Below are 20,790 nucleotides of genomic sequence, written 5' to 3' on the forward strand. Positions count from 1 at the left end.
ACGGTCATCGGACGTCAATCGAAGGTTTATCGCGACGGCGCACAGTGGTGGCACGGCCGCAGGAAAGTCCGCGGCCGGTCAAGGGGGGAACCACCAGCCATGCGCACGCACCACAAGATCGCCGGGACGCTGACCGCCACCGCCGCCCTCACCCTCGTCCTCGCGGGCACGGCCACCGCCGCGCCCGCGGGGGCGAGCAGCCCGGCCGCGACCACCAGCGCCATCGCGGCCCGCAGCACCGTGGTCAAGCTGAACAACTGGACCGGCTGCACCCTCACCCGGGAGGGCTGGTCGCTGGCCCACGGCATCTGGAGCCTGGAGCCCCCGGTGCGGATCGCCGACCAGCAGCAGGGCTTCTGGGCCTCGGAGTCCAACGGCTTCGCCACCGGCACCGAGGGCACCGTCCGGTTCTTCTCGGAGAACTGCGCGAACCCGGTGCTGAACGGCCGGATCGTCCAACTGCACTGGAACAACCCGTACGTGGGCTCCAACAGCTACGACTCCAACGGCACCGACCTGAAGTTCTACGTGCCGAAGCCGTCCGGGGGCAGCGGCAACAACGCGGTGGTCGAGTTCTCCGCCTGGGGCCGGTAGGCCACCGGCGGGAGGGGCGCCCCGGACGGGGGAGGGGCGCCCCGCGCTCCACCTGGCGGACCGTCAGGAGAAGGTGAACCAGTTGAGGTTGACGAAGTCGGCGGGCTGGCCGCTGCTGAAGGTCAGGTAGACGTCCCGGACGCCGGTGATCCGGCTCAGGTCGGCCGGGACGGTCCGCCAGGACTGCCAGCCGCCGGTGTTGGCGACGGCGAAGCTGCCGACGGGGGTCGCGGTGGGGCTGCCCAGCCGGACCTGGACCAGGCCGCTGACCCCGGCGGCCGCGCCGGACGCCACCCGGGCGTCGATCCGGGTCGCGCCCGTGGTGCCGAAGTCCAGGGTGTAGCGCAGCCAGTCGCCGTTGGCCAGCCAGCCGACGTCCGTGCCGCCGCCGCTGTCGGAGCACGCCTCGGTCTGCGCCCCCGACTGCGCGACGAACGACTCCGCCTGCACGGTGGCGAACGCGCTGCCGCCGCCGCTCGGCGGCGGGGTGGTGCTGCCGCCACCGCCGCTGCCCGCCAGGCCGCCGACGGTGATCACCCAGCGGGTGGGCGCGCCGGACTGCACCTTGCCCTCGAAGTCGACGCCCGCCGGGTGGACGTCGTCGTACGGGAAGGCGTAGCCGAGGCCGTCGGGCGTGGTGGAGTGCAGGATCCGGGCGTAGTGGTTGGTGCGGGCCTGGGTGTAGAAGGCGGCCGGGTTCTCGTTGGTGGGCTGGACGGGGTTGCTGAGCAGTGTGGTGCGGTTGAACGCGGCGGCCAGCCGGGCGCTCAGGTTGCCCATCAGGTCGTTGCCGGTGGTGAACGGCGCGTCGCTGCAGGAGAAGATCGCCAGCGTGGACGGCTTGGCGAACGACCCGGCACCGGGGAAGTTCAGCGTGCCGCCGCTGACCCGGCCGGTGAAGGTCCCCCAGGTGTACTGGGTGTCGATCCGCAGGTCGGTGCTCGCGTACTTGCTCCACACCTGGTCGACGTACGGCTCGAAGTAGCCGCTGAACAGGGCGCTGTTGCCGCGGATCGCCAGGTTGGGCGCCAGCACCCGCAGGTCGGCGCCGGACCGGTTGACCACCAGCCTGCTCCAGTCCGAACCGTCGACGCCCGACTGGGCGCGCAGCGCGGACGCGACCCGGGCCAGGCCGTCGGAGGGCAGGCCGCGCACCGTCTGGGTGGCGCCGCCGGAGACCTCCAGCTGGAAGGCGATCGGCAGGCAGACCATGTCGACGAAGGTGATGTTGCCGAACAACTGGTCGTTGTTGAAGGTGAACTCGCAGAAGTCGTGCCGGACGTCGATGTTCGGGTCGGACGGGTTGACCACCGAGGGCAGCGCCAGCCCGCCGCCGCGGTTCATCAGGAAGGTCAGCTTGGCGCCGACCGAGAAGTAGATCCGCCCGCTGTCCAGGTGCGGCAGCGTCACCCGGCGCGGCGACGCCCCGGAGGCGTTCAGCGCGATCGCGCAGTCCACGCCCAGCGGCGTCTGGTCGTTGGCCGGGTTCGGCGGGTGGTACAGGCTGGAGCCGTCCGCCTGCAGGAAGGCCCAACCGCCGCCGGCCGCCGGGTCGCGGCCGACCACGTACGCGTAGACGGTGTTGCTGCCGGTGGTGTTGGCCAGGTCGAGCGGCAGGGTCGCGGGCGTCTGCGCCTGGGCCTGCCCGCCGACCGCCAGGTAGCTCGCGGGCAGGGCGAGCGCGGCGGCGGTCAGCAGGGCGCGGCGGGAGAGCTTCGCCGGGGGGCGGGGCGTCATGGCGTGGGGGAGTCCTCTCGGGTGGGGAGGCGGTGCGGGTGCGGGGGCGCGGCCGACCGGAGGTGGGTGCGAGGGACGGTCGGCCGCGCCGGGGAGGGGCCGGTGGGGGCGGCCCGTGGCCGGTGCCGGTGCCGGTGCCGCGTCAGCGCGGGTCGCGTTCGGCGGCGTGGCGTCGTGCCGTCAGCCGAAGTACCACTTCTGCGCGCCGGTGCCGTTGCAGGTCCACAGCTGGAGCTTCGTCCCGTCGGCCGCGGAGCCGTTCGGGGAGTCCAGGCACTTGCCGGAGCCGGGGTTGAGGAAGTCGTTGCCGGAGCGGTGCGTCCACTGCTGGGCGCTGGTGCCGTTGCAGGTGTAGAGCTGGATGACCGCGCCGTCGTTGTGGGAGGCGGCGGCGACGTCCAGGCACTTGCCGAGGGCGCGGACGGTGCCGTCGGTGCCGACCGTCCACTGCTGGGCGGCGTTGCCGGTGCAGTTGTGCAGCTGGATCGGGGTGCTGTCGGCGCTGGAGCCGCCCGCCACGTCCATGCACATGCCGCCGGGGCCGGTGATCCGCCCGGTGTAGGTGCCGGTGCTGCCGCCCCAGGTGGTGGTGTGGACGTAGTCGACGGTCATGGTCTGCGGGTAGGTGGAGGAGCCGTCGGGGCTGCCGGGCCAGTCGCCGCCGACCGCGAGGTTGAGGATCACGAAGAACGGGTGGTCGAACACCCAGCGGTTGCCGCCCAGGTCGGCGGGGGTGCGGGTCTGGTAGGCGGTGCCGTCCACCGACCAGGTGATGGCGGTGGGGCTCCAGTCGACCGCGAAGGTGTGGAAGGCGTCGGCGAAGGACTGCCCGGCGGGCAGGCTGTACGGCGCGCCGATCCCGCCCGCGCCGGAGTAGCCGGGGCCGTGGATGGTGCCGTGCACGGTGCCGGGTTCGCGGCCGATGTTCTCCATGACGTCGATCTCGCCGCTGTTGGGCCAGCCGACGGTGGAGAGGTCGTTGCCGAGCATCCAGAACGCGGGCCAGATGCCCTGCCCGCGCGGGATCTTGATCCGGGACTCGAAGTGCCCGTACGCCTGGGCGAAGGTGCGCGCGGTGTTCAGCCGGGCGGAGGTGTACTGGCAGGTGCCGTACCAACAGGACAGCCCGGCGTCGGTGTTGCGCTTGGCGGTGATGACCAGGTGGCCCTGGCCGTCCAGCGCGGCGTTCGCGGCGCCCGCCGTGTAGTACTGCAGCTCGTGGTTGCCGTTGCCCGAACCGCCGGTCTCCATCGTCCACTTGGCGGGGTCGACGGCCGAACCGGCCGGTCCGTCGAAGTCGTCGCCCCAGCTGCTGGCGGCCACCGGCGCGGCGGCCAGCGGTGCGACGGCGGCGGGGGCGGTGCCGGTGGGGGAGGAGCCGAACGGCGCGGCGGCCGCCAGGGCGGCGGTCAGGAGGAGCACGAATCCGCCGAGGGGCCAACGGCGCGTGCGTGGGGCAGCAGCCATGGTGGAATCCTTTGTCTGAGAGCGCTCTCTGCGGCGGGGCGCCTCCGCCGGTTGGCCTGAATCGTACGGACGGGATATCGCCATGGCAATGTCAAAGAACGGGGGATTTCTCGGACCTTTGGCCGCAACTCCCCTTCAGATCTTGAAAGCTGATGCCGGAGCGACCCGCGGTGTTCGTGAGAGCGCTCTCTGCACGGGTGGCGCGCCCGGCCGCCCGTCGGCAGCGGCCGCCACGGCCGGGCCGGTCGCCCGGCCGTGGCGACACGTCACCTGACGGACCGTCGACTCACCTGCTGGCCGAGGGGGAAGAGCTCGGCGGACAGGAACGCCACCGCGTCGGCGATCAGCCCCTCGGTGTCCGGGTACTCGCCGAAGCAGTGCCCGGCCCCCTCGACCGGCACCAGGACGGAACGGGCGCCCGCCGCGAGCAGGCGCTCGTGCAGGGCCTCGGACTGGGACAGCGGCACCAGGTCGTCCTGGACGCCGTGCACCAGCAGGAACGGCGGCGCGGCGGAGCTGACGTGCGAGACGGGGCTGGCCTGGTCGGCCTCCGCGACCAGCTCGGACGAGCAGCCGCCCAGCAGCTGGGTGACCGGGGAGTCCGGCCCGTGGTGGCCCAGGGCGGCCAGGTCGGTGGGCGGGTACCAGCAGACGGCGGCCGTGACCGCGTCGGTGGTCAGCGCCGCGAGCGCGGCCAGCGTCCCGCCCGCGGACTCGCCCCACACCCCGAGCCGGCCGGCGTCCAGGCCGAGTTCCCCGGCGTACTCCTGCAGGTAGCGCACCGCGGCCGTCACGTCGTCGAGTTGGGCCGGGTAGTGGGCCTCGCCGGAGAGCCGGTAGTCGACCGTGGCGACCGCGAGGCCCGCCGCCACCAGCGCCTCGAACACCGAACCGGGCCGCAGCGTGCTCGGCAGGTAGCGCCGGTCGCCCTCCCGGAACGCGCCGCCGTGCAGCCACACCACCACCGGGAACGGCCCCTCCCCGGCCGGTACGTGCAGGTCCAGCAGCAGCGGGCGGAAACCGGTGCGCAGCGCGTAGCTGACACCGTGGCGGGAGAGGCCGCCGTACGGCGACGGGACGGGGGCGACCGGGGGCAGAGAGAGATCCATGACGGCCCCGAGCACCCGCCTCCCGCCGTTCATTCCCACCCGGCGGGACGTCTCACGGGCCGAACGGCCGGGCGGCCCGCGGTGGCAGGACCGGGGCCGTGGACGGCACGGGGACCAAGGGGTTCGACCGGGCACCGCCGGTCGGCCGCGAACGGCACGGGACGCCCTGCCGGAGCGGCGCCACCGCCCTGACCCCGCCACCTCCGAGCGCGGTCCACCGCGCCCTAGACTGCCGCCGTGAACCTCGACGGCGTCCGGCCGTCGGTGCCCTGCGGGAGGACATCGCATGCACGACCCTGCGGACTCGACCGGAACCACCGAGCCCCGGGGGAGCGGTGGCACCGACGCGGCGCAGGACGCGCTACCCGTTCCAGCGGTGTCGGAGCAGGACGCGGCACCCGCCCCGGAGCAGGACGCGGCACCCGCCCCGGCCGTGCTGGCGGAGGTGCTGCCGGGCATCGCGGTGGTCTTCGGCGACCTCCCGCTGGAACTCGCCCCCGGCCTGGTCGACTTCGGGCTGGTACCGACCGCCGGCCGGGCACGGCTCACCACGGCCCTCGCCGCGGTGGGCGGCGTGGCGACGGCGGCGGGCACGCTGGGGAGGGCCCTGCCCGCGGCGCAGGGGCTCTACCGCCTGAGCGAGGCGACGCAGGCCCTGCTGAAGGCGGGCGGGACGCTCGCCGTCAAGGACGGGGCGCACCTCGGCGCGGTGTTCAACGGCGGCCGGATCGTGGGGCAGGCCAGGCTGGTCCCGGTGAGCGTGGTGGGCGCCTCGGGCACGGCGGGCGTGGTGCAGAGCGCCGCGAACCTCGGACCGGTGCTGTCCTCGATCGCCCTGCAGATGCAGCTGAACGAGATCACCGGCCTGCTCAGGACCAGCGTCGCGTTGACCACGAAGGTGCTCGCCACCGTGCGCGACGAGCAGTGGGCCGAACTGACGGGCCTGGTCGCCGCCATCGACCGCGCCGTCGAACAGGCGAAGGAGGTCGGGGCGGTCCCGGCGTCCCTGTGGAACGGCCTCGCGGGCAGCGAGACGCTGCTGCGCAAGCAGCTCGACCTGTACCGGGGCAACGTCCGCACCCACGTCGGGGAGCTCGACCGGCCCGGCGCGCAGCGCCGCGAGTACCTGCGGACGAACGCCGAGGCGATCGCCTTCGACGCCCACGCCCTGCTGTCCGTCGTGAAGGCGTGGACCGGCTACCAGGCGCTGCGCGCCGGGCGGGCGAGCGCGGCGGGGCACGGGGACGCCGACGAGGCGCGGTACGCCGAGGTCGTCGTCCGCGACACCCGGGCCGGGCTCGACGCGGCGCTCGCCGGGGCGACCGGCCTGCTCGACGCGCTGACCAGGGAGCTGCGGATCCTCGCCGAACTCCCCGGTCCGGACGGCCTGTCGCTGCCGGGGCGGCGCAAGGACGCCAAGGCGGTGCGGGAGACCTCCGCCCGGCTCCTGGAGGCGGTCGAGCCGCTCGCGGACGCCCTGCGTCCGGCGCCCCCGGTGCTGACGGTCCCGGAGGTGCTCTGCGCGCCCGGGGCCCTGGAGCCCGAGCCCTACCTGCGGCTGCTGCGCTGGGTCCTGGAGAGCGGCGAGACGCTGCGGGTGCTCGCCTTCCCCGACCAACTGGACGCCCTGGGCCCGATCTCGGCGATCCTCGGCGGGGCGAAGGAGAAACTGGCGGCGGCGATGGACAGGAGCACCACGCGGACGCTGGTCGCCGTCACGGACCGCCGCATCGTCACCGCCCGGACGGGCGCGTTCCTCGAACAGGGCGAGGTCCGGCAGGTCATCCCGCTGGACCTGGTCCGCTACGTCCGGGCGGCGACCGCGGGGGAGGCGAGCGAGCGCCCCGCGATCGACCTGATCACCCGGGACGAGAGCATCCGGTGGGTCTTCCGCCCCGACGGCGACAACGCCCCGGTGGACGCGCTGGCCGCCGTCCTCGCCGAGTCGATGGCGATCCCGGAGGACGAGCGCCAGGTACTGCTGGGACGGCCCCGGGCCGTCCCGGAGAAGGCCCCCGCCGCCGGGTGACCCCGCGCGCCGCACCGGCGGGGGCGGCCTCACAGCACCGGCGGCCGCCCCAGCCCGGTCATCCGGGCGACCGTGCGCCAGCGCATCGGGCGGCGGGGCGGGCACGGGGTGCGGACGCCCTCGGCGAAGCCGGCCGCCCAGGCGCGCAGGGCGGCGCGGGGCGGGCGGCGCAGGACGGTGATGGCGAGCCAGGCGCCGAGGTGGAGCGGGACGAGCGGGGCGGGCAGGTGGCGCTTGGCGAGCCAGACCCGGTTGCGGGCGGTGCGGCGGTAGTAGGTGGCGTGCCGGGCCGGGTCGGTGCGGGGGTGCTGGAGCAGCAGGTCGGCCCGGTAGTCGATGCGCCAGCCGGCGTCCAGGGCGCGCCAGGCGAAGTCGGTCTCCTCGTGGGCGTAGAAGAACTCGGCCGGGAACGGGCCGACCCGGTCGATCACCGACATCCGGATGGCGTGGCCCCCGCCGAGGAAGGTGGTGACCGGCCCGGAGCGCATCGGGTCGGCGTTGCCCGGCCGCGGCACGTGGCGGCGCTGGGTGAACCCGGTCTCGTCGGCGATCCGGAACGCCAGGACGCCGAGCCCCGGGTCGGCGGCGAACGCCTCGCGCACCAGCCGGAAGGTGTCGGTGCGCGGCAGCAGCCCGTCGTCGTCGAGCACCACCAGCACGTCGGTGCCGCCGAGTTCGCGCAGCCGCTCGATGCCCGCGTTGCGGCCGCCGGGGATGCCCAGGTTCTCCGGCAGCTCGATCACGTCCACCCAGTCGGGCTGCGGCGGCAGCGGGACCCCCTGCCCCAGCAGCACCGTCCGCACCCCGTGCCCCGCCCCCTCCTGGGCGGCCACCGAGGCCAGCAGTGCGGCGAGTTCGGCGGGCCGGTCGCCCATGGTCAGTACCACCACGCCGAGTGTCGGTTCCATGCGATCGTGCCCCTTCGCGCGCCCGTCGGTCCGGCCCACCGTAGCGGTCGCCGGGCGCACCGCGGCGACCGCCCGCCGGGGCCGCCCGGCATTGCGGCCCGCCCCGTCCGCGGGGACGCTTGATCCAGCGGGCGGGCGCCCGTCCGCTGGAGCCGAGGAGGCCACCGGTGAGGTTCATCCAGATCATCGAGTACCGGACCGGGCGGATCGACGAGTTCAACGAACTGCTGGACGAGTGGGTCGCCAAGAACGAGGGCCACCGCCTCGCCGTGCGCGCCCTGCAGACCAGGGACCGCGACGGCACCGACACCTACCTGAACATCGTCGAGTTCCCCTCGTACGAGGTGGCGATGGAGAACTCGCAGCGCCCCGAGACCGCCGAGTTCGCGGCCCGCGCCGCCGCGCTGTGCGACGGCCCGCCGACCTACCGCAACCTGGACGTGATCGGCGACCGCACGCTGTCGGACTGAGCGCCGCACCGGATCGCGGGAGGGACTGGTCAGCGCGGCCCCGGGTGCGGAGCATGGGTACCCGCCGGTACCACCCGCTCCCAGGAGGCCCCCTTGTCCCGTGACCAGCTCAGCCACTCCTCCGGTCCGACCGGCACGCCGCTGCTCGACGACACGATCGGCGCCAACCTCGACCGGGCGGTGCGCGCCTTCCCGGAGCGGGAGGCGCTGGTCGAGTGCGCCACCGGCCGCCGCTGGACGTACGCCGAGTTCGCCGCCGAGGTGGACGCGGTGGCGCTCGGGCTGCGGGCGCGGGGCGTCGGCCGCGGCGACCGGGTCGGCATCTGGGCGCCCAACCGGGCCGAGTGGACGCTCACCCAGTACGCCACCGCCCGGCTCGGCGCGGTGCTGGTGACGATCAACCCGGCGTACCGCGCCCACGAGTTGGCGTACGTGCTGGGCCAGGCGGGCGTGCGGCTGCTGGTGGCGGCCGAGCGGTTCAGGAGCTCCGACTACGCGGCGATGATCGCCGAGGTGCGCCCGCACTGCCCCGACCTGCGGGACGTGGTGCTGCTGGACGGCCCGGACTGGCCGGAGCTGACCGCGGCCGGGAGGGCCGGAGACCGGGAGGAACTCGCTGCCATGGGGCGGGAGTTGAGCCCCGATGACCCGATCAACATCCAGTACACCTCGGGCACCACCGGCTTCCCCAAGGGCGCGACCCTCTCGCACCGCAACATCCTGAACAACGGCTACTTCGTCGGCGAGCTGTGCGGCTACACCGAGCGCGACCGGATCTGCCTCCCGGTGCCGTTCTACCACTGCTTCGGCATGGTGATGGGCAACCTCGCGGCCACCTCGCACGGCGCCTGCACGGTGATCCCCGCCCCGGCCTTCGACGCCGCCGCCACCCTCGCCGCGGTGGCCGCCGAGCGCTGCACCTCGCTGTACGGGGTGCCGACCATGTTCATCGCCGAGCTGGCCGACCCGGGCTTCGACGGGTACGACCTGTCCAGCCTGCGCACCGGCATCATGGCGGGCGCCCTGTGCCCGACCGAGGTGATGAAGGGCGTGATGGAGCGGATGGGCATGGCGGAGGTGTCGATCTGCTACGGCATGACGGAGACCTCCCCGGTCTCCACCCAGACCCGGGCGGACGACCCGGTGGAACGCCGGGTCTCCACCGTCGGCCGGGTCGGCCCGCACCTGGAGGTCAAGGTGGTCGACCCGGAGACCGGCCGCACCCTGCCGCGCGGCGAGCCCGGCGAACTGTGCACCCGCGGCTACTCGGTGATGCTCGGCTACTGGGCCGAGCCGGAGAGGACCGCCGAGGCGGTCGACCCGGACGGCTGGATGCACACCGGCGACCTGGCGGTGATGGACGCGGAGGGCTACCTGTCGATCACCGGCCGGATCAAGGACATGGTGATCCGCGGCGGCGAGAACGTGTACCCGCGCGAGATCGAGGAGTTCCTGCACACCCACCCCGACGTGCTCGACGTCCAGGTGATCGGGGTGCCCGACGCCCGGTACGGCGAGGAGCTGATGGCCTGGGTGCGGATGCGCGAGGGCGCGCCGCCGCTGACGGCCGAGGCGGTGCGCGCGTTCTGCGCCGGCCGGCTGGCCCGCTTCAAGGTCCCGCGGTACGTGCACGTGGTCGAGGAGTTCCCGATGACCGTCACCGGCAAGGTCCGCAAGGTCGAGATGCGCGAGCTGGCGGCCGCCCTCCTCGCGGAGCCCGCGGAGGAGGACACCGCCGGGCGCTGACGCGCGTCGACCCGCGCTGACCAGCAGTTCCACCGCGGCCGGACCCCGCCGGGGGTCCGGCCGCCGCTCGGGATGCCCGGCACGGAAGCTGTCACAGGTCTTGACGCCCACTTTTCTCATACGTTAAATCTCGGCGTGAAGTAAGCGGCCCGGTTCCGCGGCTGACGTGCGGTCAGCACGCCGTCCCGCCCCCGGCCGCCGTCCCCCGGATCCCACCAGACGGGTGTGCACCCCCATGAACCGAGCTCCCCGGTCCCGCCGCTACGGCCTCGCGGCAGCCGCCGCCACCGCCCTGGTCGCGGCCCTCGTCGCCCCCACCACCCAGGCCGCCGCGGCCCCCGTGCCGCCCGGCGGCGGCAGCCTCGGCGAGAACGTGATCGTCCTCGACCCGAGCATGCCCAAGGCCCAGGTCCAGGACCGCCTGAACGCCCTCGCCCGGGCCCAGGCCGGCAACGAGTTCGGCCCCCAGCGCTACGCGATCCTGTTCCGGCCCGGCACCTACGGCACCGCCGCCGACCCGCTGGTCTTCCCGGTCGGCTTCTACGAGAGCGTCGCGGGCCTCGGCCGCAGCCCCGGCGACGTGGTGATCAACGGCTCCGTCGACGTCTACAACCAGTGCGTCGGCGGCGACCAGTCGCAGTGCTACGCCACCACCAACTTCTGGCGCTCGCTGAGCAACCTCACCGTCAACGTCGCGGGCCAGAGCGGCTGCTACGGCAACACCGACTTCTGGGCGGTCTCCCAGGCCGCCCCGCTGCGCCGGGTCCAGCTGAACGGCAACGTGACGCTGATGGACTACTGCACCGGCTCGCCCGCCTGGGCCAGCGGCGGCTTCATCGCCGACTCCAAGTTCACCGGCGGCACCGTGATCAACGGCTCCCAGCAGCAGTTCTTCACCCGCACCAGCAACCTGGACGGCTGGACCAACGCCGTCTGGAACCAGGTGTTCTGCGGCACCGAGGGCGCCCCCGCCCAGTCCTTCTCCACCGAGCAGGGCGCCGCCCCGTACACCACCCTCGACACCTGCCCGGTCACCCGTGAGGCCCCCTACCTGTACCTGGACGACCAGGGCCGCTACCGGGTCCTGGTGCCCGCCGCGCAGCGCGACTCCCGCGGCACCAGCTGGGAGGACGGGCCCACCCCCGGCCGCTCGACCGCCCTGGACGACTTCTTCGTGGTCCGCCCCGGCGCCACCGTCCCGCAGATCAACGCCGCGCTCCGGGCGGGCCGCGACCTGCTGTTCACCCCCGGCGTGTACGAGCTGCCCGAGGCGATCAAGGTCACCCGCCCCGGCACCCAGGTGATTGGCCTCGGCTTCGCCACCCTCGTCCCGACCGGCGGCAACGCCGCGGTCAAGGTCGACGACGTGGACGGCGTCACCCTCTCCGGCCTGATCGTCGACGCCGGGGAGCAGAAGTCGCCGGTCCTGGTGCAGATCGGCAACCGCGGCAGCAAGGCCGCGCACCGGGCCGACCCGATCACGCTGTCCGACGTGTTCTTCCGGGTCGGCGGCGCGCTGAACGGCGCGGCCGACACCGCCCTGGAGGTCAACAGCGACGACACCCTGATCGACGACGCCTGGATCTGGCGCGCCGACCACGGCACCGGCGGCGGCAACTGGAGCAGCGCCCGCAGCGACACCGGACTGGTCGTCAACGGCGACCGGGTCACCGCCACCGGCCTCGCCGTCGAGCACTTCCAGAAGACCGAGGTGCAGTGGAACGGCGAGCAGGGCCGGGTGGTGTTCTTCCAGAACGAGAACCCCTACGACGTGCCCAACCAGGCCGCCTGGATGGCGAGCCCGCAGCAGAAGGGCTACCCGGCGTTCGCCGTCGGCCCGAAGGTGAAGACCTTCGAGGGCTGGGGCATGGGCAGCTACTCCTACTTCAACCAGGGCGTCGACATCCGCAACTCCATGGCCTTCCAGGCGCCCACCACCCCCGGCGTGAAGTTCCACGACCTGCTGACCGTCTTCCTCAACGGCTCCGGCGGCATCGACTCGGTGATCAACGGCACCGGCCGCCCCGTCGACCCCGCCTTCGGCGGCCCCAGCAACGTCGTCTCCTACCCCGTGGCCACCCCCTGACGGCCCCCTGACCGTCCACCCCCCGACACGGCCCGCCGCGCACTCCGGCCCGAGCACGCGGCGGGCCGCACCGCGTACCGGCCCCCGAACCCAACTCCGGGGCCCGTACCAGCAGTTCACCCCACCCACCCCCCCACCGCAGCGGAGTCCCCATGACCGAGCTCAGCCGTCGCAACGCCCTGCTCCTGGCCGCCCTCACGGCCGGCGCCACCGGCCTCACCCTGACCGGCCCCGCCACCCCCGCCCGGGCCGCCGCCCCCGGCGGCCTCGCCTGGGACGCCGACTGGGCGGCCGCCGCGTACGCCGCCGACCCCGCCGCCGCCACCGCCTCCGGCACCGAGGGCGGCCCGTTCGGCCCCGGCGCGGCCTTCGACAACAACGCCGGCTCCCGCTTCTCCAGCAACTTCGCCGACGACGCCTGGATCCGGATCGACCTCGGCAGCGTCATCCGGATCACCCAGGTCGTCCTGGTCTGGGAGGCCGCCTACGGCCTCAAGTACGTGGTCGAGGTCTCCCGCGACGGCGTCGCCTGGCAGTCGGTCTACACCGAGAACGCCGGCACCGGCGGCACCACGACCGTCCACACCCACCCGCAGCCCGCCCTCGGCCGCTACGTCCGGATGCGCGGCCTGCAGCGCGCCACCCCGTACGGCTACTCGCTGTACGCCTTCCAGGTCTACGGCGGCGCCCCCGCCCCCGCGTCCACCACCACCGCCGACCTGGCGCTCAACCACCCCGGGTACAGCAACTACTACCAGGACGCCGGACACACCCCGCTGCACGCCTTCGACGGCGGCGTCCCCGCCGGGCTGACCGGCGACGCCACCCGGTGGGCCAGCGACTGGAACGACCACCGCTGGATCGCCGTCGACCTCGGCGCCACCGCCCGGATCACCGCCGTCGACCTGCACTGGGAGTCCGCCTACGCGGTCGACTACCAGATCCAGGTCTCCGACGACAACCAGAACTGGCGCACCGTGTACCAGCCCACCGCCGCCCAGGTCGCCGCCCGCGACGCCAACATCGGCACCCCCGGCAGCTCGGCGGGCCTGCACGACGCCATCACCCTGGCCGCCCCCGCCACCGGGCGCTACGTCCGGATGCTCGGCCTGCGCCGCCGCCGCTTCTACAACCCGGCCCCCGCCACCGCCCAGTTCGGCTACTCGCTCTACGAGTTCCAGGTCTGGGGCACCGGCGGCAGCGCCGCCGCCGAGTACCCGGCGCCGCCCGTCGAGAGCACCGGCGCCTACCGCACCGTCTTCTTCGACGACTTCGCGGGCACCAACCTCGACCGCAGCAAGTGGCGGGTCGTCGTCACCGGCACCACCATGGGCTCGGTCAACGGCGAGTCCCAGGCCTACGTCGACGACCCCAGCACCCTGAAGGTCGCCGACAGCCAACTGCTCATCACCCCCCGCTACCTGCCCGGCGGCTACAACGCCCCCGGCGGCGGGAACTACAAGTTCACCTCCGCCCGGATCGACACCAGCACCGCCGTCAACTTCACCTACGGCCGGGTCAGCGCCCGGATCAAGATGCCCGCCGGGCTCGGCCTGTGGCCCGCCTTCTGGCTGCTCGGCTCCAACGTCGACGACCCCGACGTGTCCTGGCCCAACTGCGGCGAGACCGACATCATGGAGAACATCGGCTACGCCGACTGGACCAGCAGCGCCCTGCACGGCCCCGGCTACTCCGCCGACGGCAACATCGGCGCCCTGCAGCACTTCCCGGCCGGACAGGACGTCACCGGCTGGCACGTGTACGCCGTCGAGTGGACGCCCACCGCCATGCGGTTCAGCGTCGACGGCACCCAGACCCTGGAGGTGCCCCGGCAGAAGACGCTCGCCACCCGCGGCGCCTGGGCGTTCGACCACAACCAGTACGTGATCATCAACTTCGCCCTCGGCGGCGCCTACCCCGCGGGCTGGAACAAGGTCACCACCCCGTTCTGGGGCCTGCCGCAGTCCACCGTCGACCAGGTCGCGGCCGGCGCGGCCACCCTCGCCGTGGACTGGGTCCGGGTCGAGCAGCGGGCCTGACGGCCCGTCGGGCCGGGCGGCGGAATTCTCAGGAAATACTCAGGAATGCCGTCGTTCGGCCCAATACCCCGATCTACGACCTGACGGATGGTCAGGTTGGTGTGCCCTCCCATCAGGGCAGATGACCATCCGTCAGAGGAGATCACGCCTTGTCCCGTCCCCGCCCCACTCGGCGAACCCTGACCGCCACCGCCGCGTTCGTCGCCGCTGCGAGCGCCCTGGCCGTCCCCGCCGCGCACTCCACCGACAGCCGCCCCACCGCGTCCCGAGACCGGATCGCCGCGGCGACCACCATCACCGAGAACCGGCTGCCGTTCACCACCCGGTTCGAGGGCGACTTCCACGGCGGCATCACCCACATCGGCAACACCCTGATGACCTGCGACGAGACCCAGCCGCCGGTCGACCCCGCACAGGCCCCCTGCGAGCAGGCCCGCAACGGCGACGGGCCCCGCCCGATCAACAACAACTTCCCGATGAAGTACATCAACATCGACGGCCCCGGCCACATCGGTCCGCTCGGCGACCCGATCTACTCCTCCAGCTCCGCCGACCTGCAGATCCCCGAGGACGCCACCGTCAAGTTCGCCCGCCTCTACTGGGGCGGCACCCGCGGCATCGGCGACACCGTCCTGCCCGAGAGCCAGATCGACGAGATCTACTTCAAGTTCCCCGGCGACGTCCAGTACACCAACATCGCCAACCAGCAGCCCTCCATCGGCTACATCACCACCAACGAGGAGAGCAGCTACCAGGCCTCCGCCGACATCACCGAGCAGGTCCGCAACCACGGCTCCGGCACCTACGAGGCCGCCGACATGGACTCCGTCGTCAAGGCGCACAGCTGGGGCGGCTGGACGGTCGTCGTCGCCTACGAGCGCGCCTGCGAACCCCTGCGCCACCTGCACGTCTGGGACGGATTCCAGCCCGAGCTCCCCAACAGCCCCGCCCTCACCGGCACCCTGAGCGGCATCAAGACCCCCGCCACCGGCCCCGTCACCGGCCACCTCGGCTGGGTCGTCTACGACGGCGACCACAAGTGGACCGGCGACACCATGGACATGAAGTCCACCAACGGCCCGCTCACCCGCTTCAGCGACGCCCTCCACCCCGCCGACGACGCCTTCACCTCCAACCTCGACAACGCCGACCCGGCCCAGCGCTTCCCGCGCAACCCCGCCTACCCCAACACCTTCGGCTACGACGCCAACCGCTGGGACGTCTCCCCGTACCTGCGCAACGGCGACACCGACATCAGCGTCACCGTCAACACCCAGGGCGACGGCTACAACCTCGGCGTCTTCTACGCGGACGTCGACATCGACCCGGCCACCCTGCGCACCGCCAAGGCGCAGCCCCGCTCCGCCTGGAGCGGCCAGCAGTAACCCGGCCCGCCCCGACCGGCCCGCCGCAGGCAACCCGCCCGCGGCGGGCCGTCGCCGTGCGCGGGAGGCGTCGCCGTTCACGGGGGTCCTTCCGACCCGTCGGGGTTTCGGCTGCTCGGGGGCCGGGGAACCGATGGCGGATGGACGTGCTCGCTGTGGTGTTTGCGGTGCTCGGAGCCGCCTCCAACGCCGCCGGTACCGCCTTCCAGCGGAAGGCGGCCGCCCGGCTCGACCGGGGCGGAGGGCTGCGGTTCCTGCTGGTGCTGGCCCGCGACCCGGCGTGGGTCGCGGGCATCGCCGGGGTGGTCGGGGCGGCGCTGTTCCAGGCGCTGGCGCTCGCCTTCGGACCGCTCGCCCTGGTGCAGCCGGTGTTCGTCCTGGAACTGCCGTTCGCCCTGCTGATCGCCGCCCCGCTGCTGCACCGCCGGATGCCCGCCGCCGGATGGGCGGGCGTCGCGGCGGTGGTCGGCGGCCTCGCGCTGTTCCTCGGCTGCGCCGCCCCCTCCGGCGCCGAGGACCAGGCGCCGATGAGCCGCTGGGCCCCCGTCCTGACCGGCTGCCTCGGGGCGATGGCCCTGTGCGTCGCGGCCGCCCGCGACCGCCACCGCAGCCCGCTGTTCCGCGCCGCGGCCCTCGGCACCGCCGCCGCGATCGGCAACGCGCTCACCGCGGCCCTGCTCAAGTCCGCCACCGGCACCCTCTCCGACCGCGGCCTGTCCGCCTTCCTCGCCACCTGGCAGACGTACGGCTTCGCCCTCACCGGCGTCGCCGCCGTCCTCCTGCTGGAGAACGCCCTCCAGGCGGGCCCGCTGGTGGCCTCCCAACCCGCCCTGACCATCGGCGACGCCGCCGTCAGCCTGCTGCTGGGCGTGGTGCTGTTCGACGAGACGGTCCGCACCGGCTGGCTGCTGGTCCCCGAACTCCTCGCCGTCGCCCTGGTGGTCGGCGGCGTGGTCACCCTGGTCCGGACCGTCCCGCAGATCCGCGAGACCGCGTACTGACGTCCCGTCCGCCGCAGCGGCGCGGTGCCGGGGGAACTGCGGCGGGCGGACGGCCGTCCTTCCCGACGGCGGCCGGATGATCACGGTCGCCGGTCGACGCCCTGGGAGGAGCGCCGTGACGGACGGTACGGAGAGCACGCCGGAGGACGGGGCGCCCGCGGGGCACCGGAGCCGCCGGCGGGTGGCGGCGCTGGCGGGCTGCGCGGTGCTGCTGGCGGGCCCGGCCGTGCTCGCCGTCGTGCGGCTGTTCGGGTGGGACGACGGCACCTGGTGGGCGCTGCCGATGTCCGGGCTGCCGTACGCGGCGCTGCTGTGCGTGCTGCTGCTGGGCGCCGCCGCGGCGCTGCGCGAGAAGTGGCTGGGCGCGGCCGCGGCCGTCCTGGTGCTGCTGCAGCTGTGGTGGCTGGCGCCCCGGTTCCTCCCGGACGGGACGGACGCCCCGGCCGGGGCGCCCCGGCTGCGGGTGGCGACCAGCAACAACTTCATGGGGCAGATCTCGCCGAAGGCCCTGGTCGACCTGGTGCGCGAGCAGCGGATCGACGTGCTCGCCGTCGAGGAGCAGAGCGACTCCGCCGCCGCCGCGCTGGACGCCGCAGGCATCCGCGACCTGCTCCCGCACCGCGAGCGCCCCGCGGGCGACGACACCGCGCTCTACACCCGGCTGCCCGTCAGCTCCGCCGCCGACCCCGCCTGGCCGTACCCCAACCTGACCGTCGACGTCTCCGGGCACCCGGTGCAACTGGTCGCCGTGCACACCTACTACCCGCTCGGCGACACCCGCCGCTGGGCCGAGGGCCTGCACCGGCTGGCCGCCGCCGCGCCCGGGCGCACCCGCAACGCCGTCCTGCTGGGCGACTTCAACGCCACCCTCGACCACAAGCCGATGCGCGACCTGATCGACACCGGACTGGCCGACACCCACGAGGAACTCGGCGCCGGACTGTTCCCGACCTGGCCGGAGGACCACCCGGACTTCCGGGGCGTCCCGCCGGTGATCCAGATCGACCACGTCCTGCACGGCTCCGCGCTGACCGCCGTCGACGTCTCCGAGCACGCCCTGCCGCGCACCGACCACCGCGCCGTGGTCGCCGAACTCGCCGTCCGGGGGTAGCCGTCCGGGGGCGGGGGTCAGTCGTCCGCGCGGTGGGCCCCGCCCCGGTGGTCGGCCCCGCCCCGGTGGTCGGCCTCGCCCCGGTGCTCCCTGCGGCGGCTGCGGACGTGGTGCACCAGCAGGGCGAGGAGGACGACCGCGGCCGCGGCCACCGCCACGGAACGGCCGACGGTGCCCTCCACCTTGGAGTACGCCGCGCCCGCGAAGTAGCCCAGCAGCACGCAGCCGACGCCCCACAGCAGGCCGCCGAGCGCGTTGAAGAGCAGGAAACGGCGGTACGGCATCCGCGAGACGCCCGCCAGCGCGGGCATCAGGGCACGGAAGAAGGCCACGAACCGGCCCAGCAGCACCGCCGCCGGGCCCCGACGGCGGATCAGCTCCTGTGCCCGGCCGATCCGGTCCGCATGACGGCGCATCGACCCGGTCTCCAGCACCCGCGGGCCGAGCCGGCTCCCCACCTCGTAGCCGACCGAGTCGCCCAGCACCGCCGCCGCCACCACCGTCAGCAGCATCCAGCCCAGCGAGACGCTGCCCTGGTGGGCCAGCACCCCGCCGAGCACCGCCGCGGTCTCGCCGGGCAGCACGAAACCGAAGAACAGCGCGTCCTCGGCGAACACCAGCGCTCCCACCACCGCGTACACCACCGGCCCGGACAGCCCGCCCAGCCAGTCGGTCACCGCGCCCATCCGACCACCCAGCTTCCTCGTCGCCCCCGCCCACCGTAACCCGCGGGCCCGGAGGGGAGGGGCTGGACGGCGGGGCACGGAGGGGAGGGCCGGGTGGTGGGGGCTGGGTGCCCCCGCAGCGGGCAGACTGGGGAGGTGACCGCGACTCCCCTCGCCAAGGGCGCCAACCTGCCGATCGCCGCCACCGCCGTCCGGGCCGAACTCGCCCGGCCGACCGGGCCCGGCACTCCCGCGGTGCGCACCGCCGCGCTGCTGCTGGGTGCGGACGGCGGCCCGCGGCTGCTGCGCGAACGCGAGCGCGCCCCCGGCGTCGTGGTCGGGCCCGACGCGACGGAGCTCGACCTGGACGCCCTGCCGCCCGGCGTCCAGCGGGTGCTGCTGCTGGCCCTCACCGCGGACGGGAGCGGCCTCGGCGCCGCCCCCGGGCTGTCGCTGCTGCTCGGTGACGCCCGCACCGGGGCCGCGCTGGCCCGCTTCGACCCCGCGGCGGGCGCGGAGAGCGCGCTGGTCTGCGGCGAGCTGTACCGGCGCGACGGCCGCTGGAAGTTCCGCGCGGTCGGCCAGGGGTGGACGGACGGCCTGGCCGGTCTCGCCGTCGCGCACGGGTTCACCCCGGTCGAGCCCGCGCCGGAGCCCGAGCCCGAGCCGGAGCCCGTGGTGGAGACTGCGCCCGCGCCGGAGCCCGGGCCCGCGGTGGGGACCGCGGAGTCGGCGGAGGAGCGGGCGCTGCCCGTCGACATGCGCAAGCGGCTCACCCTGCGCAAGCAGCAGGTCGCGGTCAGCCTGCGCAAGCACGGCGCCCAGCAGCTCACCGCCCGGGTGATCCTGGTGCTGGACGCCTCCGGCTCGATGAGCACCCTCTACCACCGGGGCGTCGTCGCCGACGTGGTCGAACGGATGGCCGCCGTCGCCGCCCAGCTCGACGACGACGGCACCATGCAGGCCTGGACCTTCGCCACCCAGCCCGCCCGCCTCCCCGACCTGCGGCTGGCCGGCCTCCCCGAGTGGCTGCGGCTGCACGTCCGGGTCGGCGAGATGTCGCTGTTCGGGCGCCGCCGGATCCGCCCGCCGATGCCCGACGGGCGGGTCGACATGAAGGCCGTCGGCATCCAGAACGAGGAGCAGAAGGTCATCGCCCAGGTCCGCGACCACGTCCGCGAGAACCCGGCGGACGCGCCGACCCTGGTGCTGTTCTTCTCCGACGGCGGGGTCTACCGCAACGCCGAGATCGAGCGCGAACTGCGCGCCGCGGTCGAGGAACCCGTCTTCTGGCAGTTCGTCGGCCTCGGCCACGGCGACTACGGCGTGCTGGAGCACTTCGGTTCCCTCCCGGGCCGCCGCGTCGACAACGTCGGCTTCTTCGCGGTCGACGACATCAGCACCCTCCCGGACCCGGAGCTCTACGACCGCCTGCTGTCGGAGTTCCCGCGGTGGGTGGCGGCGGCCCGCCGGGCGGGGATCGTGGGGTAGGAGGGCTGCGGCGCGTCCGGGGCGGTGTCGGCCGGGGCGGTGCCGAGCATGGCGCGGTGGACACCGTTGCCCTTGAGGCGGCAGTCGCGCAGGATCCTCCAGGTCTTCATCCGGGCGGAGGCGTGCTCCACTGACCCGTCGCCGTGGTCTCGTGCCGTGGCCAACGAATATGCGGCATCCGACGCCTTCAAGAACCGATGCACGAATGCAGCACGGAGACTGCAGTCCTGCATCAGTTACTCCATCGAGCGCATCTCGTCGGACGAGTCCCGCGCGGACCGCAAGGAGAACACGCTGGACGTGTGGCTGCGCGAGGGACCGCAGAAGCCCGACGTGGTGGTCTCGCTGTCCGGCCTCTACTCGGTCCGCCCGTGGGAACCCGCACTGGTCCCCGTCTTCATCGACGGGATCTCGCTGATCCACCTACCGGAGTCGCCGGCGCCCTGGCCTGCCGAGGCCGTGGCCCGACTCGAACGCTCCGATGACCTGCCCGAACTGGTCTGGCTGAGGATCACCGGACCGCTCGAAGTCGATGCCGTCGCCTCGATCGTGACCGTCTACCAGGCCCAGAGCGACGATGCGGCCTCCGTACTCCCATGGCAGTCCGAAGGCGTTGAACAGGCTCAGACGGCTGCCGAAAACCTCGGCGGGACGGGTCAACCGGGTCTGTACGGTCTTCGGTGCCACTCCTGATCAAGGAAGCAACACCTGAGGAGCGACGTTACCGTCTCGGTCGAGGCGGTTGAGGTCGGCCCCGTCCGGATCGAGGTCCCGCGCGACCGTGAGGGGCAGCTTCGAACCGCAGATCGTCAAGAAGCGCCACGACGCCTGACAGTGAGGATGTGACGTGGTGCTGTTGCCGGCGGGTCTGACCCTCCGCCTGACTGACGTTCTGACTGTCCTGTTTGGGATTTGTCGGCCCGCCGGGCATCACCACGCACGCGGCCGGACG

At 73.8% G+C, this 20,790-nt stretch carries 16 protein-coding genes and 1 pseudogene; 11 read left to right on the plus strand and 6 right to left on the minus strand.

Annotated elements, in window-relative coordinates; all coding sequences use genetic code 11:
* Nucleotides 1–99 precede the first annotated feature (99 nt).
* On the plus strand, nucleotides 100–594 hold the full coding sequence (locus tag QSK52_RS28940; RefSeq protein ID WP_285739145.1) for an aegerolysin family protein: 495 nt from the start codon (nucleotides 100–102) through the stop codon (nucleotides 592–594).
* A 63-nt stretch (nucleotides 595–657) separates the two neighbouring features.
* Here the strand turns inward: QSK52_RS28940 and QSK52_RS28945 are convergent, their stop codons facing one another.
* The 3 genes from QSK52_RS28945 to QSK52_RS28955 form a co-directional block, all read right to left on the minus strand.
* Entirely contained in the window at nucleotides 658–2,331 is a 1,674-nt protein-coding gene (locus tag QSK52_RS28945; protein WP_285739146.1) for a glycoside hydrolase family 64 protein, read from the minus strand.
* Nucleotides 2,332–2,511: 180 nt separating this feature from the next.
* Nucleotides 2,512–3,798, minus strand: coding sequence for a ricin-type beta-trefoil lectin domain protein (locus QSK52_RS28950; RefSeq protein WP_285739147.1), 1,287 nt, complete (start codon nucleotides 3,796–3,798; stop codon nucleotides 2,512–2,514).
* A 266-nt stretch (nucleotides 3,799–4,064) separates the two neighbouring features.
* The gene (locus QSK52_RS28955; RefSeq protein ID WP_285739148.1) at nucleotides 4,065–4,907 is read right to left on the minus strand and encodes an alpha/beta hydrolase; all 843 of its coding nucleotides are present in this window, start codon (nucleotides 4,905–4,907) and stop codon (nucleotides 4,065–4,067) included.
* A 286-nt stretch (nucleotides 4,908–5,193) separates the two neighbouring features.
* Between QSK52_RS28955 and QSK52_RS28960 the strand changes: the two genes are divergently transcribed.
* Nucleotides 5,194–6,936 carry a hypothetical protein gene (locus QSK52_RS28960; RefSeq protein WP_285739149.1) on the plus strand — a complete coding sequence of 581 codons (1,743 nt, stop codon included), beginning with the start codon at nucleotides 5,194–5,196 and terminating at the stop codon, nucleotides 6,934–6,936.
* 29 nt (nucleotides 6,937–6,965) lie between these two features.
* Here QSK52_RS28960 and QSK52_RS28965 read toward each other — a convergent pair whose 3' ends face one another.
* Complete coding sequence (locus QSK52_RS28965; protein ID WP_285739150.1) at nucleotides 6,966–7,844, minus strand: glycosyltransferase family 2 protein; 879 nt, start codon at nucleotides 7,842–7,844, stop codon at nucleotides 6,966–6,968.
* A gap of 167 nt (nucleotides 7,845–8,011) precedes the next feature.
* On the opposite strand from QSK52_RS28965, the gene QSK52_RS28970 reads away from it, so the two are divergent.
* The 7 genes from QSK52_RS28970 to QSK52_RS29000 all read left to right on the plus strand — a co-directional run bounded on the left by QSK52_RS28970 (nucleotide 8,012) and on the right by QSK52_RS29000 (nucleotide 17,682).
* On the plus strand, nucleotides 8,012–8,314 hold the full coding sequence (locus QSK52_RS28970; protein ID WP_285739151.1) for a hypothetical protein: 303 nt from the start codon (nucleotides 8,012–8,014) through the stop codon (nucleotides 8,312–8,314).
* A gap of 93 nt (nucleotides 8,315–8,407) precedes the next feature.
* On the plus strand, nucleotides 8,408–10,060 hold the full coding sequence (locus QSK52_RS28975) for an AMP-binding protein (RefSeq protein ID WP_285739152.1): 1,653 nt from the start codon (nucleotides 8,408–8,410) through the stop codon (nucleotides 10,058–10,060).
* 235 nt (nucleotides 10,061–10,295) lie between these two features.
* Nucleotides 10,296–12,146, plus strand: coding sequence for a hypothetical protein (locus QSK52_RS28980; protein ID WP_285739153.1), 1,851 nt, complete (start codon nucleotides 10,296–10,298; stop codon nucleotides 12,144–12,146).
* A gap of 152 nt (nucleotides 12,147–12,298) precedes the next feature.
* Entirely contained in the window at nucleotides 12,299–14,185 is a 1,887-nt protein-coding gene (locus QSK52_RS28985; RefSeq protein ID WP_285739154.1) for a discoidin domain-containing protein, read from the plus strand.
* Between the two features lie 149 nt (nucleotides 14,186–14,334).
* A complete protein-coding gene (locus QSK52_RS28990; RefSeq protein ID WP_285739155.1) occupies nucleotides 14,335–15,570 on the plus strand; it encodes a hypothetical protein in 1,236 nt (411 codons plus the stop codon).
* A gap of 140 nt (nucleotides 15,571–15,710) precedes the next feature.
* Nucleotides 15,711–16,571, plus strand: a complete 861-nt coding sequence (locus QSK52_RS28995; RefSeq protein WP_285739156.1) for a DMT family transporter — start codon at nucleotides 15,711–15,713, stop codon at nucleotides 16,569–16,571.
* 115 nt (nucleotides 16,572–16,686) lie between these two features.
* Nucleotides 16,687–17,682, plus strand: coding sequence for an endonuclease/exonuclease/phosphatase family protein (locus QSK52_RS29000; RefSeq protein ID WP_285739157.1), 996 nt, complete (start codon nucleotides 16,687–16,689; stop codon nucleotides 17,680–17,682).
* Between the two features lie 17 nt (nucleotides 17,683–17,699).
* Here QSK52_RS29000 and QSK52_RS29005 read toward each other — a convergent pair whose 3' ends face one another.
* Nucleotides 17,700–18,368, minus strand: a complete 669-nt coding sequence (locus tag QSK52_RS29005; protein WP_285739158.1) for a DedA family protein — start codon at nucleotides 18,366–18,368, stop codon at nucleotides 17,700–17,702.
* A gap of 135 nt (nucleotides 18,369–18,503) precedes the next feature.
* Here QSK52_RS29005 and QSK52_RS29010 point away from each other — a divergent pair, with 135 nt between their 5' ends.
* A complete protein-coding gene (locus tag QSK52_RS29010; protein WP_285739159.1) occupies nucleotides 18,504–19,838 on the plus strand; it encodes a vWA domain-containing protein in 1,335 nt (444 codons plus the stop codon).
* Here the strand turns inward: QSK52_RS29010 and QSK52_RS29015 are convergent.
* Nucleotides 19,769–19,969: pseudogene (locus tag QSK52_RS29015) on the minus strand (hypothetical protein); the annotation flags it as partial. The gene QSK52_RS29010 and the pseudogene QSK52_RS29015 sit on opposite strands and share 70 nt — an antisense overlap.
* A gap of 25 nt (nucleotides 19,970–19,994) precedes the next feature.
* Here QSK52_RS29015 and QSK52_RS29020 point away from each other — a divergent pair.
* Nucleotides 19,995–20,531, plus strand: a complete 537-nt coding sequence (locus QSK52_RS29020) for a hypothetical protein (protein ID WP_285739160.1) — start codon at nucleotides 19,995–19,997, stop codon at nucleotides 20,529–20,531.
* Nucleotides 20,532–20,790 lie beyond the last annotated feature (259 nt).

This window comes from Kitasatospora phosalacinea, assembly GCF_030268885.1.
Lineage (GTDB): Bacteria > Actinomycetota > Actinomycetes > Streptomycetales > Streptomycetaceae > Kitasatospora > Kitasatospora phosalacinea_C.

What these genes read in the sequence shown, in the direction of transcription:
- QSK52_RS28960 (WP_285739149.1), top strand. Translation starts at nt 5,194, where the DNA reads ATGCACGACCCTGCGGACTCGACCGGAACCACCGAGCCCCGGGGGAGC.
- QSK52_RS28945 (WP_285739146.1), bottom strand. Translation starts at nt 2,331, where the DNA reads ATGACGCCCCGCCCCCCGGCGAAGCTCTCCCGCCGCGCCCTGCTGACC.
- QSK52_RS28985 (WP_285739154.1), top strand. Translation starts at nt 12,299, where the DNA reads ATGACCGAGCTCAGCCGTCGCAACGCCCTGCTCCTGGCCGCCCTCACG.
- QSK52_RS28950 (WP_285739147.1), bottom strand. Translation starts at nt 3,798, where the DNA reads ATGGCTGCTGCCCCACGCACGCGCCGTTGGCCCCTCGGCGGATTCGTG.
- QSK52_RS28965 (WP_285739150.1), bottom strand. Translation starts at nt 7,844, where the DNA reads ATGGAACCGACACTCGGCGTGGTGGTACTGACCATGGGCGACCGGCCC.
- QSK52_RS28955 (WP_285739148.1), bottom strand. Translation starts at nt 4,907, where the DNA reads ATGGATCTCTCTCTGCCCCCGGTCGCCCCCGTCCCGTCGCCGTACGGC.
- QSK52_RS28995 (WP_285739156.1), top strand. Translation starts at nt 15,711, where the DNA reads ATGGACGTGCTCGCTGTGGTGTTTGCGGTGCTCGGAGCCGCCTCCAAC.
- QSK52_RS29005 (WP_285739158.1), bottom strand. Translation starts at nt 18,368, where the DNA reads ATGGGCGCGGTGACCGACTGGCTGGGCGGGCTGTCCGGGCCGGTGGTG.
- QSK52_RS28980 (WP_285739153.1), top strand. Translation starts at nt 10,296, where the DNA reads ATGAACCGAGCTCCCCGGTCCCGCCGCTACGGCCTCGCGGCAGCCGCC.
- QSK52_RS28940 (WP_285739145.1), top strand. Translation starts at nt 100, where the DNA reads ATGCGCACGCACCACAAGATCGCCGGGACGCTGACCGCCACCGCCGCC.